Source organism: Leptotrichia massiliensis (assembly GCF_900104625.1).
In the GTDB taxonomy this organism is placed as follows: domain Bacteria; phylum Fusobacteriota; class Fusobacteriia; order Fusobacteriales; family Leptotrichiaceae; genus Leptotrichia; species Leptotrichia massiliensis.
On sequence record NZ_FNVZ01000005.1, the window covers coordinates 1,353,632 to 1,368,416 of the forward strand.

Annotated in this window: 16 protein-coding genes; 3 read left to right on the forward strand and 13 right to left on the reverse strand. The window is 29.6% G+C overall.

Features of this window, described 5'->3' with window-relative positions:
- Positions 1 to 190 precede the first annotated feature (190 nt).
- The 3 genes from BQ5344_RS10445 to BQ5344_RS10455 all read left to right on the forward strand — a co-directional run bounded on the left by BQ5344_RS10445 (position 191) and on the right by BQ5344_RS10455 (position 2,994).
- Positions 191 to 1,234, forward strand: coding sequence for a phosphomevalonate kinase (locus BQ5344_RS10445; protein ID WP_083378244.1), 1,044 nt, complete (start codon positions 191 to 193; stop codon positions 1,232 to 1,234).
- 14 nt (positions 1,235 to 1,248) lie between these two features.
- Entirely contained in the window at positions 1,249 to 2,256 is a 1,008-nt protein-coding gene (fni, locus tag BQ5344_RS10450; RefSeq protein WP_071125261.1) for a type 2 isopentenyl-diphosphate Delta-isomerase, read from the forward strand.
- Between the two features lie 75 nt (positions 2,257 to 2,331).
- Complete coding sequence (locus BQ5344_RS10455) at positions 2,332 to 2,994, forward strand: HAD family hydrolase (protein ID WP_071125262.1); 663 nt, start codon at positions 2,332 to 2,334, stop codon at positions 2,992 to 2,994.
- A gap of 122 nt (positions 2,995 to 3,116) precedes the next feature.
- Here BQ5344_RS10455 and frr read toward each other — a convergent pair whose 3' ends face one another.
- From frr to BQ5344_RS10520, 13 genes are all read right to left on the reverse strand, one after another.
- Positions 3,117 to 3,674 carry a ribosome recycling factor gene (frr, locus tag BQ5344_RS10460; RefSeq protein ID WP_036071947.1) on the reverse strand — a complete coding sequence of 186 codons (558 nt, stop codon included), beginning with the start codon at positions 3,672 to 3,674 and terminating at the stop codon, positions 3,117 to 3,119.
- A gap of 59 nt (positions 3,675 to 3,733) precedes the next feature.
- On the reverse strand, positions 3,734 to 4,459 hold the full coding sequence (gene pyrH, locus BQ5344_RS10465) for a UMP kinase (protein WP_071125263.1): 726 nt from the start codon (positions 4,457 to 4,459) through the stop codon (positions 3,734 to 3,736).
- 92 nt (positions 4,460 to 4,551) lie between these two features.
- A complete protein-coding gene (gene tsf, locus BQ5344_RS10470; RefSeq protein WP_006804740.1) occupies positions 4,552 to 5,436 on the reverse strand; it encodes a translation elongation factor Ts in 885 nt (294 codons plus the stop codon).
- A 27-nt stretch (positions 5,437 to 5,463) separates the two neighbouring features.
- Entirely contained in the window at positions 5,464 to 6,372 is a 909-nt protein-coding gene (locus tag BQ5344_RS10475) for a tetratricopeptide repeat protein (protein ID WP_235846151.1), read from the reverse strand.
- Between the two features lie 49 nt (positions 6,373 to 6,421).
- On the reverse strand, positions 6,422 to 7,117 hold the full coding sequence (locus BQ5344_RS10480) for a tetratricopeptide repeat protein (protein WP_071125264.1): 696 nt from the start codon (positions 7,115 to 7,117) through the stop codon (positions 6,422 to 6,424).
- A gap of 9 nt (positions 7,118 to 7,126) precedes the next feature.
- Positions 7,127 to 8,065 (reverse strand): tetratricopeptide repeat protein, encoded by a 939-nt coding sequence (locus BQ5344_RS10485; protein ID WP_071125265.1) that lies wholly within the window; start codon positions 8,063 to 8,065, stop codon positions 7,127 to 7,129.
- A gap of 17 nt (positions 8,066 to 8,082) precedes the next feature.
- On the reverse strand, positions 8,083 to 8,985 hold the full coding sequence (locus BQ5344_RS10490; protein WP_071125266.1) for a tetratricopeptide repeat protein: 903 nt from the start codon (positions 8,983 to 8,985) through the stop codon (positions 8,083 to 8,085).
- Between the two features lie 145 nt (positions 8,986 to 9,130).
- Positions 9,131 to 9,904 (reverse strand): 30S ribosomal protein S2, encoded by a 774-nt coding sequence (gene rpsB, locus BQ5344_RS10495; protein WP_071125267.1) that lies wholly within the window; start codon positions 9,902 to 9,904, stop codon positions 9,131 to 9,133.
- Positions 9,905 to 10,112: 208 nt separating this feature from the next.
- Complete coding sequence (locus BQ5344_RS10500; RefSeq protein WP_071125547.1) at positions 10,113 to 10,700, reverse strand: viral A-type inclusion protein; 588 nt, start codon at positions 10,698 to 10,700, stop codon at positions 10,113 to 10,115.
- Between the two features lie 28 nt (positions 10,701 to 10,728).
- Complete coding sequence (guaB, locus tag BQ5344_RS10505; RefSeq protein WP_071125268.1) at positions 10,729 to 12,204, reverse strand: IMP dehydrogenase; 1,476 nt, start codon at positions 12,202 to 12,204, stop codon at positions 10,729 to 10,731.
- A gap of 226 nt (positions 12,205 to 12,430) precedes the next feature.
- The gene (gene fabG / locus BQ5344_RS10510) at positions 12,431 to 13,192 is read right to left on the reverse strand and encodes a 3-oxoacyl-ACP reductase FabG (protein ID WP_235846152.1); all 762 of its coding nucleotides are present in this window, start codon (positions 13,190 to 13,192) and stop codon (positions 12,431 to 12,433) included.
- A gap of 43 nt (positions 13,193 to 13,235) precedes the next feature.
- Positions 13,236 to 14,252, reverse strand: coding sequence for a tetratricopeptide repeat protein (locus BQ5344_RS10515; protein ID WP_021770223.1), 1,017 nt, complete (start codon positions 14,250 to 14,252; stop codon positions 13,236 to 13,238).
- Between the two features lie 18 nt (positions 14,253 to 14,270).
- Entirely contained in the window at positions 14,271 to 14,783 is a 513-nt protein-coding gene (locus BQ5344_RS10520) for a tetratricopeptide repeat protein (RefSeq protein WP_071125269.1), read from the reverse strand.
- Between the last annotated feature and the right edge of the window lie 2 nt (positions 14,784 to 14,785).

Genomic DNA, 14,785 nt, shown 5'->3' on the forward strand with positions numbered 1-14,785 from the left:
CAATTATGCGAACTTTTTTCATTTACAGAAGTTAGGGACTTCTCGTCAGATAATATTAAAATATATCTTTAATTAAGCCAGAATCAAACTGATAAAAATCAAAAAAATCATCATAAAGCTGTTTTACTATAACCATTTTTTGTGGTATAATTTGTTAATTAAAAATTATAAAAAAGAAAGAAATATTAAAATGAAAAATAAAATAATAACTAATCAAACTTGTGGAAAACTTTATATTGCTGGAGAATATTCCATTCTAACAGCTGGACAAAGTGCAATCATAAAAAACATAAATATTTTTATGACTTCAAAAATAAATTTTGCTGATAAATACACAATTTTTTCAGATATGTTTGATTATGCCATAACTCTTGAAAAAACTGCTTTCGATAAAAAAACTTCACAAATTTTTGATAAAAATTATTCACTAATCTGTGAAGCAATATCCGTTATGAATGAATATTTAAAATTACAAAATTTGGAAATTAAGCCTTTTAATCTAGAAATTAATGGAAAAATGGAAATAGATGACATAAAACTAGGAATTGGCTCAAGCGGAAGTGTTGTTGTTTTAACAATAAAATCCATTTTAAGCCTCTACAATCTTGAAATTTCAAAGGAAATACTTTTCAAGCTGTCTTCCTATGTGCTGCTAAAACGTGGAGATAACGGATCTATGGGCGATATAGCCTGCATTTCCTACGGAAACTTAATTTTTTATAAATCCTTTGACAGAAAAAAAATTAGTGAGTTAATGAAAAACGAAACTCTGGAAAGTGTTCTAAAAACTAACTGGAATTACGAAATTTCCGAACTTCAGTTTAACAAAAACAATTTAAATTGTAATTTTTTAGTCGGCTGGACAAAAGAACCTGCTATTTCCAGTAATTTAATAAACATCGTAAAAAGTTCCATTGATGAAAACTTTTTAAAAAATGTAGAAAATACCGTACAAGATTTGAGGATTGCCATGAAAAATGGAGATAAGCCAATGATAAAAAAATGCATTAATAAAAATGGGAAATTACTTCAAAACTTAAATGAAAATATCTATAGCCAAAAATTATTAAAATTAGTAAATTCTGCCCAAAAACTGGATATTTGTGCCAAAAGTAGCGGTGCTGGCGGTGGAGATTGCGGAATTGCCCTTTCCTTTAATAAAAATGATACAAAAACTATTATTGATAGATGGGAAAAATTTGGGATTGAATTGCTGTATGTTGAAAAATTATAAAAAATAGGAGAAATATGAAAAATAGAAAAGATGATCATATCAAGTATGCATTGGAACACGAAAGTGACTATAACAGCTTTGACGATGTTGAACTTATTCATAGTTCCATTCCAAAATATAATCTGGATGAAATTGATTTATCAACTCATTTTGCAAGCCACGATTTTGAATTTCCATTTTTTATTAACGCAATTACAGGCGGAAGTGAAAATGCAAAAAAAATTAATCAAAAACTGGCAAAAGTTGCGAATGAATGCAATTTGTTATTTGTAACAGGCTCGTATAGTGCCGCTCTAAAAAATTCTGATGATGATTCATTTAAGATTGTAAAAAAAGAAAATCCAGATTTACAGCTTGCTACAAATATTGGAATTGATAAAAATTACACAGCTGGAATTGCTGCTATAAAAGCTCTAAATCCACTATTTTTACAAGTTCACGTAAATCTGATGCAGGAATTAATTATGCCAGAAGGCAGCCGAAATTTTAACGAATGGAAAAATAATTTGAAAGAATTTGTTCAAAATATAGAAATTCCAATTATTTTAAAAGAAGTTGGCTTTGGAATGACTGAAGATACTATAAAACATGGAATTAGGATGGGAATAAAAACTTTTGACATAAGCGGACGGGGTGGCACAAGTTTTGCCTTTATTGAAAATATGCGACGTGAAAATAGCCTTGATTACCTTAATAACTGGGGACAAACTACGGTTTCCTGCCTTTTAAACTTAAAAGATTATACTGACAAAGTGGAAATTATCGCAAGTGGCGGTGTAAGAAATCCTCTAGATATAATAAAATGCTTAGTTTTAGGAGCAAAGGCTGTCGGTCTTTCCAGAACGATTTTAGAATTAGCTGTAAAATATGATGTTGAAAGCATAATCAAAATTGTGGAAAACTGGAAAACTGAATGCAAAATGATAATGTGTGCCTTAAATACAAAAAATATTAAAGAATTGCAAAATACAAAATATGTTTTGTACGGAAAAACATTGGAATTTTCCATGCAAAAATTTTAATAAATCTGCTAATAACTTAACTGTATATCAAAAATTGGTTTTAAACGAAAATAATCAAAGAAAGAGAGTTAATTAATGAAAAAAAAAATTATAGTTTATGATTTTGACAAAACAATCTACGATGGAGAAACTGGTGTTAACTTTTCCACATTTTATTTAAAAAAATATCCACTAAAATCTATTTTATTTTTGATAAAATATTCAAAGGATTTACTTTTTTATCTAATAAAAATAATAAATTTGACTACTTTGAAAGAAAGATATTTTGAATTTTTGGAAACTCATTCAAGAGAAGAAATTGAACAATTAGTCGCAGATTTTTGGGAAACAAAAAAACATAAAATTTATCCGTGGATAAAAAGCGAACTGGAAAAAAACAAAAAAGAATGCGAAATGGTTATCGTTTCTTCTGCAAGCCCATTATTTCTAATAGAAAAATTTTTATTGTCACTTGGCTATGACAAGGTCTTTGGTACAAATTTTGTAAACGATAACAAGGAAACTTTCATTGCTAAAATTGATGGGGAAAATAATAAAGGCGATGAAAAAGTAAAGAAATTGAACGAATGGGCAAAACAAAATGATTTTGAGTACGAAATCACAGAATTTTATTCTGATAGCTTGGCAGACAAGCCACTTTATGATATTTCCAAAAAAACATACTGGATTAAAAATGGAGTTAAACTGGAAGGAATGCCACCTCGAAAAACATTATTTGATAAATTATTTTGGAAATAATATTTCTAAATGAAGATAAATCTCAAGTATTATTTAAAATATAAAAAGGGAACTGTTCTAATTCTAACAAAATTAGACATAATTCCCTATTTTTATTTCATTTATAAATTTTTTTCTAAAAATTAAACTGTCAGCAATTCTTTTTCTTTTTTACTCAAAGCATCGTCAACTTGTGCGATAAATTTATCAGTTGATTTTTGTACTTTTTCTTCGCTTGATTTTAGTTCATCTTCTGTGATTTCACTATCTTTTTCAAGTTTTCTTAGTTTATTGTTTACTTCTTTTCTCACGTTTCTAATTGCTACTTTTCCTTCTTCAGCTTCTTTTTTTACCATTTTTACATATTCTTTTCTACGGTCTTCTGTAAGTTCTGGTACTACAAGTCTGATGATTTTCCCATCATTTGACGGATTAAATCCTAAGTTTGCCTGTAAAATCGTTTTTTCAATTGCTGGAATTAATGATTTGTCCCAAGGATCAATTACCAATAATCTAGCTTCTGGAGCTGAAACTGTTCCAACTTGATTAAGTGGGGTAGCAGAACCATAAGCTTCCACAGTTACTCCATCAAGCATAGAAACGCTCGCACGCCCAGCTCTTACATGAGAAAATTTTGTTTTTGTATTTTCTACAGATTTTTGCATTTTTTCTTCAGCTTCTTTTAAAATTGCTTCTAACATTTTTACCACCTTTTTATTTTTTATTAAAATATTTTATATCAAATTATATTTTCTGTCAATTATTTTTTTACAGTTGTTCCTATATTATCGCCTTGAGCCATTTTTAATATATTTCCTTCTTCCAAAGCGTTAAACACCACAATCGGCATATGATTTTCTCTACATAATGAAAGTGCCGCTGTATCCATTACTCCAAGATTTTTTGAAATAGCTTCATCAAAAGTTACTGTCTCGTATCTTACAGCGTCATCAAATTTCATCGGATCTTTATCATAAATTCCATCAACTTTTGTTCCTTTCGCAAGTACATCTGCCTGGATTTCCACAGCTCTTAATGCTCCCGAAGAATCTGTTGTAAAATAAGGATTGCTTGTTCCACCTGCAAAAATAACAACTCTTCCTTTTTCCAGATGTCTTATTGCTTTACGTCTAATATAAAGTTCGGCTACTTGCGGCATTTGAAGTGCTGTCATGACTCTCGTTGGTACTCCTATGCTTTCAATTGCATTTTGCAGTGCAAGTCCATTCATAATTGTCGCAAGCATTCCCATCGTATCTCCAGTCACTCTGTCAAAGCCTTTTTCCATCCCGCTTATTCCACGGAAAATATTTCCACCACCGATAACAATAGCAATTTGTACACCTTTTTCATGTACATCCTTTATCTGTTTTGCAAAACTTTCAAGCACTTCATTTGAAAAACCAAATTCCTTATTCCCTGCAAGTGCTTCTCCACTTAGTTTTAATAATATTCTTTTATATTTAAGCATTATAGGAACCTCCATAAATTTTATAAATTAAATAAATATGCTTTGTCTAAAACAATTATTTAAAAATTTGCGAAAAAATAAGGGGATTCATTCCCCTTATAGTAAAACTAATTTCCAGAAATTTGTGCAGCTACTTCAGCAGCAAAATCTACTTCTTCTCTTTCGATTCCTTCTCCAACTTTAAATCTGTCAAATGAATTTATTGTACTTGGGGCAATAAATTGTTCGATAGTAACGCTGTCATCTCTAACATATTTTTGTTGCACTAAACAGTTTTCTTCGTAGAATTTTCTCATTTTTCCTTCTAATATTTTTTCAATAATATTAGCTGGTTTTCCTTCTGATTCCAATTGATGTCTTGCGATTTCTTTCTCTCTTTCCAAATCATCAGCTGTAACTTGTGATTTATCCAAATATTTTGGATCCATTGCTGCGATATGCATTGCAACACCTTTTGCTTTTTCAATGTTTTCAGAAGTAGCTTCTCCATTAACATTTAATAATACACCGATTTTTCCACCTAAGTGAATATAAGTTTCGATGAATCCGTCAGTTGAAACAACTTTTAATCTTCTAATATTCATATTTTCACCAATTTTAGCGATTAATTCTGTCAAATGAGTTTCAACAGTTTTTCCTTCAAGTTCAAATGCTTTTAATTCGTCTTCGCTTGTTAAATCATGGCTTAAAGTCAATGCTACCAATTTTTCTCCAAAAGATTTGAATTCATCGTTTTTAGCAACGAAGTCAGTTTCAGAGTTGAATTCCAAGATAGCACCTTTTTTTCTATCTTCAGAAATCGCTGCAAATACCAATCCTTCCGCTGCAACTCTTCCAGATTTTTTAGCTGCCTTAGCAATCCCTTTTTCTCTTAACCAGTCAATTGCTTTTTCAATATCTCCGTCATTTTCTTGTAAAGCTTTTTTACAGTCAAGCATTCCTGCTCCTGTTCTTTCTCTTAATTCTTTAATAAGTGCTGTTGTAATTGCCACTTTATTTCCTCCTATATTTTTAATTTTTTATTTATTTAATTCTCCATCTAACATCATTAATAATTGTTCTATATGTTTACTAAAAGAACCTTCTTTTTTAGCTCCATCTAATGCCTTTTTTGCCCAGCTTTCTGCTTCTTTAAACTTCTTAGTTTCAAAATATACCATTGCTAAAAACCATTGTGCTTGTGTATTCCCTTTTTTCGCAAGTGGTAAAAGAAATTTCTCTGCTTCCGCATATTTTTTTTGTTCAAAATATGTTCCAGACAGCATTTCTATAATAAAGTAATCTTCTTTATCAAATTCTAAAAACTCTTTTGCATATTTTTCAGCTTGTCTAGGATGTCCAGAATCATAATAAAAAGCTGCTAATCTTAATATCGCATAAGCATTACCAGTCAATGCTTCGGTTTTACTTATTCTAAGTTCCCTAAGCCCTCTTTCTGAATAACTTCCTTGTGATAATTCTTCAAAATATTTATCAGCCTGTTTCCTTTTGGCTCCCTTTTTTTCATTTGCATATAAAAGAACAAAAGAATATTTACCAGTATCATCATCACCTAATTCAATAGCTTTTGAAAAATATTTATCAGCTTCCTTTGTATTATTCTCTGAAACATATAATGATCCCATAACTTCGTATGCATAAGCATCATCTGGATATTTTTCAATGTATTTTTTCATTAGAGCAATTAAACCTTTATTATCATTTTTTTCCTGCATAGCTCGGAAATTTTTTCTAAAATCATCTTTTTCTTTTGCATAAGTATTCATAAATTTTTCATAATGTGGTACATAACTAACTTCATCCAGCATTAAAAACTTATCTTCCCTATCAGTGCTTAATTTACGTTCGATATTTACATTTGCACCTAGAACACTTAAACTTGCTACTAAAAATAGTCCAACTAAAAATTTTTTCATAGTTTTCATCATTCCCTTTATCTCTTATTTTGCTTAACGATTAACTTATTATTCACAAAAATTATTTTGAAACATTTTTTAGCATATTTAAAATTTCTGGATTTTCGTTATCAAATTCTAAAAAGTCCTTCGCATATTTTTCTGCCATCTTATAATTTTTAGTACCATAATAATGGAGTGCTAATCGGTATATTGAGTATGCATTACCAATTAATGCCATTTGTTTGTGTTCTCTAAGTTGTTTAAGTTTGTCATGTGTAAAACCAGCATCTGATAGTTGCTTTTCATATTTATCTGCTATGTTCATTTTTTCTTTTTTCTCTTTAGCAGTTAAATTTAATAATTTTAGAGAATCTTCATCACTGTATAATAAAACCAGTGAGTAAGCTCCTGTGTCATTATCTCCTAACTCAATTGCTTTTAAATAATAATTCTCTGCCTCTTTTTGATTACCTAATATAGCATAATCAGTTCCTATCTCTTCATAAGCGTAAGCATCATTTGGATATTTTTTAACATATTCTTTTAATAATGCAATTAAATTTTTCTTATCTCTCTTTTCAGTTAAAGCAATATATTTATTCTTAAATTCATTTTTTTCTTTTGAATACATATTCATAAGGTTTCCATCTACTACAGAATATTGATTATTTACATTTTTAGTATAATTTTGGGTACTTGCTGCTTTTTTTGTATTTTTCGCACCTAAAACACTTAAACTTGCTACCAAAAACAATCCAATTAAAACTTTTTTCATAATTTCCACCTACTTTTTATTTTGCATTTTTGACTTTGAATTTATAAAACTCAATAATTCTTTTACTGCTCTAGTATTATCTGAATGTTTTCTTTTTTCAGCTTGCACCAACGCCTTTTTAGCCCAGCTTTCCGCTTCTCTAAGATTTTCAGCATAATAATACCCAAGTGCTAAAAGGTATTGTGCTTGTGAATTTCCTTTTTGAGCAAGTGGTAAAAAGAATTTTTCTGATTCTGAATATTTTTTCTGAGCAATATATGCTTCACTCAATATGTTCAAGTTTTGGACATCTTCCTTATCAAATTCTAAAAACTCAGTTGCGTATTTTTCTGCCATCTTATGATTTCCATAATTACTATAAAAAGCCGCTAATCTTAATGTTGCATAAGCATTTCCTATTAATGCAGTATTTTTAGTATTCCTAAGATCCTTAAGGCTATAATGAGATTTAAATCCTTCATTTTCTAATTCCTCGATGTATTTTTTACCAAGTTCAATTTTTTGCTTGTCTTTATTTAAATCTTCGTCAATATACAAAAGAGCCAATGAATATTTACCAGTATCAGTATCACCAAGCTCTATAGCCTTTAAATAATATTTTTCTGATTCCTTAAAATTATCTATTGCCATGTATGTTGTACCTAAAGTTTCGTAACCAAAAGCATCATCTGGATATTTTTCAATATATTTTTTGAATAGTTCGGCTAAACTTTTATAGTCTTTTTTATTCACATAAGCTATCGACTTATCTTTAAACTCTTTCTTTTCTTTTGAGTATATATTTTCATATTTAGGATCTATTTCATAATGAGCTTCTACATAAGTTATCTCATGATCTAAAAAATATTTTCCTTTTTTTACATCATTTGCTGTATCTAGAGTTTGATTTTTTGCACCTAAAACACCTAAACTTGCTACCAAAAACAATCCAATTAAAACTTTTTTCATAATTTTCACCATTCCCTTTATTTTTTATTTAATTCTTTTAATTTTGAATTTATTCGATTCAGCAATTCTTTCGCTGCTTCAATATCATCTGACTGTTTTCTTTCAGGTTTTTCCAGCGTCTTTTTAGCCCATTTTTCTGATTCCTTAAGATTTCCAGCGTGATAATATCCAAGTGCTAAAAGATATTGTGCCTGCATCATTCCTTTTTGAGCGAGTGGTAAAAATAGTTTTTCTGATTCAGCATATTTTTTTTGAGCAATGTATGCGTTGCTTAAAAACGTTAAATTATCTAAATTTTCCTTATCAAATTCCAAAAATTTTGTAGCATATTTTTCTGATATTTTATAGTTTTCATAATTATCATAATAAGCCGCTAATCCAAATATCGCCTTAGCACTTCCTAGTAATGCCCCAGTTTTAGAAGCTCTAAGAATTTCAAGGCTGTCATATGATTTGAATCCTTCTTTTTTTAGTTCTTCATAATATTTCTCAGCAAGTTTTGATTTTTCTTTATCATTATTTAACTCTTTCTTGCTATACAGAACAACTAAAGAAAATTTCGCTGTATCATTATCTCCCAGCTCCATAGCTTTTAAATAATTTTTTTCTGCTTCCTTAAAATTATTCGTTGCCATATACATTGTACCTAGAGCTTCATAGGCATAAGCATCGTTTGGATATTTCTCAATATATTTTTTTAGTAGCACAATAAAATTTTTATGATCATTCTTATCTTGGTAAATGTCCCACTTATCCTTAAATTCCTTTTTTTGTTTTGAAAATAGGTTTTCATACTTAGAATCCAATTCATAATGATACCATACATAATTTATATCATGCTCCATTGGAGATTTTCCTTTATTTATACCCAAAATACTTAAACTTGCTATTAAAAATAATCCCATTAAAACTTTTTTCATGATTTCTCATCCTTTCCTTTTTATTTCTTGACCAATAGAAATATGAGGTTGTTCTTTTTATTTTTTAATTGCTATTTTTATGAGAATAGGGGAATGGCTTTATTCCCCTGTTATTTTTATTCAATTTTTGGATTATATTTTTAAATTACGCTTCTGTAGTTTCTTCAACAACTTCTTCAGCGATTTCTTCGTTTGCAGGAACTTCTACTTCTGCTCCTTCAACAACATTTTCGATTCCACCGTTTCCTTCAATTGCAGCATTTGCAATAACTTGTGCAAATAATTTTACTGATCTTATAGCATCATCATTTGCTGGGATTTTGTAAGTTACTAAATCAGGATCTACGTTTGTATCGATTAATGCGATTACAGGAATTCCTAATTTTTTAGCTTCTTCTAATGCTAAGAATTCTTTTTTGATGTCAACTACAAACAATGCAGCTGGTAAAGTGTTCATTTCTTTAATTCCACCAATATTTTTAGAAAGTTTTGCCATTTCTTTTCTTAATAATCCTGCTTCTTTTTTAGTGTATGCTTCATCTAAAGTTCCGTCAGCATCCATTTCTTCAAGTTCTTTTAATCTTTTTACTCTTGTTTTTATTGTGTCTAAATTAGTTAAAAGTCCACCTAACCATCTGTGGTTTACATAGAATCCTCCAGCTCTTTCTGCTTCTTCTTTAATAGCTTCTTGAGCTTGTTTTTTAGTTCCTACGAATAATACTTTTCCACCTTCTTCAGAAATTTGTCTTACAAATTCGTAAGCTGCTTCAGTTGCTCCTAAAGTTTGGTGTAAATCCAAAATGTGGATTCCATTTCTTTCTGTAAAGATATAAGGTTTCATTTTAGGATTCCATCTTTTTGCTTGATGTCCAAAATGTGCTCCTACTTCTAATAATTGTTTCATTGTAATTACTGCCATTACGTTTTTCCTCCTAATTTTTTTTTGGTTTTTCTCCCACTTTTCTTTAAAAGACAGATTGTAATTTTCATGTTTTATTTTATTCTATTTTTTTAAACAAAAAATTTTTCAAAAATAAATTATAAAATTGCAACACCCTATCTCTAAACAATACAAAGTGTGATTAATCGTTGTATTTTAACATTTTTTTATAACTTTTGTCAATACTTTAAAAATTTTCTATCAATTTTACCTGATCATCTAACAAAACTGTACGCATTTTTTCATTTCTTTCCTGCTTTAATTCTTGATATTTTTCAATAAAATTCTCTTCTGTCAATCTTTGATCCTTTAATTTACCGACTTCTCGTTTAAAATCCCGCTCATATTTCAAAATACGTACTTTTTGCTCATTTGACAAATCCATACTGTCAATAAAGTTTTTTACTTTATCATTTTTTTCGTTAAACAAGCTCTTTTGGGAATTTATATAAGAATTATAAGCTTCCAGCTGTTCATTTGACAAAACTCTTGCAATTGCTCTGTATCTGTCTTCTTCTATTTTACCAATTTTAGCTTTTTTCCCATCAAACTGGACTAAATCCTTTTCTACTCTCTCAGCCTTTTTTTGATATTCATCAAATATTTTTGACAATTTTTTTTGCTGATTTTTAGTTGCATTTACGATTTTAAACAAATCATTTTTAGAAATTTTCACTGTATAAATTTTTTGATAGTAATCTTCATAGGAATAAGACAAAACACTTATTCCAAACACCAATACTGATAAAAGTGCTATTTTTTTTAATTTATTCATTCTCATCCTTTCACAAATTCCTTTAATTTTAATTATTTGAATTATTATAATTAGGTGCTTCCTTCGTAATTATAACATCATGTGGGTGACTTTCCTTCAATCCTGCTCCTGTTATTTTTACAAATTTTCCATTTTCTTTTAAATCTTCAATTGTAGCTGTTCCGCAGTATCCCATTCCAGAACGAAGTCCACCGCAAATTTGATAAACTGTATCTTTTAATGCACCTTTATAAGGAACCATTGATTCGATTCCTTCTGGAACTAATTTTTCTGTTGCCGCTTCAAGCTGAAAATATCTGTCGCTGCTTCCTCTCTTCATAGCCGCAAGTGAACCCATCCCTGCATAAGTCTTAAATTTTCTTCCATTATATAAAATTTCTTCTCCTGGCGCTTCATCAGTTCCCGCAAGCATTCCTCCAAGCATAACACAGTCTGCTCCAGCCGCAATGGCTTTTACAACATCTCCAGATAATTTTATTCCACCATCGGCAATAAGTCCGATTCCTTTGTCTTTACAAACTTCCGCAATATTCATTACAGCCGAAATTTGTGGAACTCCAACTCCTGACACAACTCTAGTTGTACAGATTGACCCTGGTCCAACTCCTACTTTCACTGCATTTATTCCTGCTTCTATCAAATCAAGCGCTGCTTCTGGAGTTACAATATTTCCTCCGATAATGTCTAAATCAGGAAAAGCCGCTCTAATTTCTTTTATTTTGTTAATAACTCCTATTGAATGTCCATGTGCTGAATCAACAGCAATAATATCAACCCCAGCTTCTACTAAAGCTGCAACTCTTCTCACTGTATCAGTTCCAACTCCAACTCCTGCCCCAACTCTAAGTCTACCTTGCTCATCTTTTGCCGCATTAGGATAATTTATAACATTGTCAATATCTTTAATTGTAATTAATCCTTTTAATTTTGTACCTTCAACGATTGGCAATTTTTCAATTCTATTTTCTAAAAGAATTGATTTAGCACCTTCAAGAGTCGTCCCAACAGGTGCAGTTACCAAGTTATCTTTAGTCATAATATCTACAACTTTTAATGATAAATCTTCTCTATATTTCAAGTCACGGTTGGTAATAATTCCTTTTAAATTACCGTCATTATCAACTACAGGAAGTCCCGAAACTTTATAATTTTTCATCAAGTCATTTGCATCTTTTAAAATAGCATCTTCCTTCAATGTAATTGGATTTGTAATCATACCGCTTTCATATCTTTTTACCTTCGACACTTCTTCAGCCTGTCTTTCAATCGTCATATTTTTATGAATGAAGCCTATTCCACCTTCTCTTGCAAGTGCAATTGCAAGTTTTGATTCTGTAACAGTATCCATTGCTGCACTTAATATTGGAATATTTAACACCAATTTTTTAGTTAAATTAGTTTTTAAAGAGACTTCATGTGGTACTACACTTGATGCTTGTGGGATTAATAACACATCATCAAAAGTTAATCCTTCAGAAATTACAATTTTATCTTTTTGACTCATTTTAAATATCCTCCTCGTTTTATTTTTAATTTCCAAATTTGCAAATTTAGTAAATCAAGAGAAAATTTTATGAAACTAGACTCTTCTGTATTACTTTTCTTGCCTTATTTTAAATTATATCATTTTATCACAAAACAAGATATAATTTCAATACTTTTTTTAAAAGATTTTTTTACAATTTTTCCAAACTTAAACTAAGTTTAATCATAATGTAATCTTTTATTTCCTACATATTGGGAGTTTCTGGTAATACCTGCCCACCATCTACAATTATTGTTTGACCTGTAATAAAACCAGCTTCTCGACTGGCCAAGAAAACTGCTGTGTATCCAATATCTTCAGGTTTTCCCAAAGTATATACTGGTATTATATCCTTCATTTTTTTCATATATTCCTCTCCAGCCTCTATCAATCCATCTGTTAATATATTTCCTGGCTGAATAGCATTAACTGTAATTCCATATTTTGCATACTCCAATGCTGCACTTCGCATAAATCCCAACTGTGCGGCTTTACTAGCACCATAATGTGCCCATCCATAAAATCCTGTAATAGGCCCTGTAATCGAAGAAGTCAGTATTACTCGCCCATAGCTTTGTTTTTTCATATATTTTAGTACTGCTTGTGCTACAAAAAAAGTTCCCTTTACATTTATATCTTGAACTTTATCCCAATCTTTTTCTGTCATATTTTCAATGCTTACTTGTGGAAAAATTCCCGCATTTGAACATAGGATGCTTAATTTGCCATATTTTTCGTAAATGCTTTGGACAACATACTGAACTTGTTCTTTATCTGTAACATCAAGATAATAAAATTCGTCATCCAGTTCACTTGCTGTTTCCTTACCTTTTTCTTTATCGATATCTCCTATAATGATTTTTGCTCTAGCTTGTTTCAATGCTTTTGCAATACCTTTTCCTATACCTTTTGCTCCGCCCGTGACAAGAGCAACTTCTCCAGCCAAATCAAACATTTCAATCAACATCCTTCCTTGTTATATTTTTATTTTATATGTTTCATTTTTAAATTTAATCTGCTTTTAAAGGGCTAAATTTTATAGTTTTATCGCCTGCTTTTCCACTTTTTATTTTATTATTTGCCTTCACAAGCTCTTCTGCCAATCTTAGTGCATTTAATTTTGAAATATATTCCTTATATTTTTCCTTATTCTTATTTTTTATCTCTTCTGTAAAATCAGCAAGCATACTGTAAATTTGAAATCTCAAATCATTATCATGTTGAGCCATAAAAATGTATGCTTCTTTAGAATATTCAAATGCTTCATCATACTTTTTCATTTGAATATAATTTAAAAATACAAGATACTGAGCATCCGCCTTATATCTGTATTTTGCTGATTCTGTAACATAAGAATAATCCAGTTTCTTCATTTTATCATATTTATCTATCGCCAATTTTGCATATTTTATTGAATTTGAATAATTTTCATTTTGAAAATCTATTGCAGCTATCGAATAATATCCTTCTGGAAACTCTGGAAACAATGTTATCATTTTCTTAGCAAGCTCCACTTGCTCCTTTTCCATCCCTGCCTGTCCATATTTTGCTACAAGATTAGTATAAGCCATCGGATTTTTAGGATTTGCCTTAATCGCATCCTTATAATATTCCATCGCAACTTTTATATTATCCGCCTCTTGCGCTAAATAATAATATGGCAAATAATTCTTTTTGTCTTCTTCTATCGCCTGCAAAAATAGTTTCTTTCTTTTGTCATAATCACTTTCTTCTTCGATTGCCTTAAATGTTGTTTCAATAGATTTTTTATTGATTCCGAGCTCAGTCAATTCCTTCATAGTTAAATCTATAACCTCTTTTTTCTCTTTTTTTTCCAAATCTATCTCTTCAAATCTTTTTCTATCATTTTCACTAATTTCCTTGATCGTATCTTTTATAGTCATTTCACCAATGTTTTTGCCATCTTTATTTTCACTTTTTAAAGTGCTACTCCTCTGAACGCTCACTTTTGCGGAAAATCCATAGATGTTACATAAAATAAAACTCACCAATAAAATTTTTTTCATTCTCAATCACTCCTTCTATTAACTTAGTTCCAAAATTTTCTCCTGTGCAATTTTACCCATATAAAGTTTATTCCCTTTTTCAGCCACTTCTTTATATAACTCTTTTGCTTTTTCAAAATTTCCAATTTCTTCATATGTTTTAGCTAAATTGAACTTTATTATTGGCAACGTTAATCTAATTATTTTTATTTTATTTAAATACTTTAACGCTTTTTCTTTCTCGTTTAGCAGCCAATAACAAACTGATAAATTAATTCTGTTAAAATCTTTCATAATATTAATTTTAAAAATTTTGTACATTTTTTCTACTATTAAAATATATTTTTTAGGATCTAATTTAACAAATAAATAATGATTTCCTATCAAAAGTAGTATTAAATACGGAAATAAATATATCATTATTATTACTGACAATATCCATAATAAAAAATATACAAAATAAGACACTCTCAAAAATATATCCATGCTTAATTTATAAACTAATATAAAAATTATTTCATACAGATAAGTTTTTAATGCCGCCTTTCGCATTT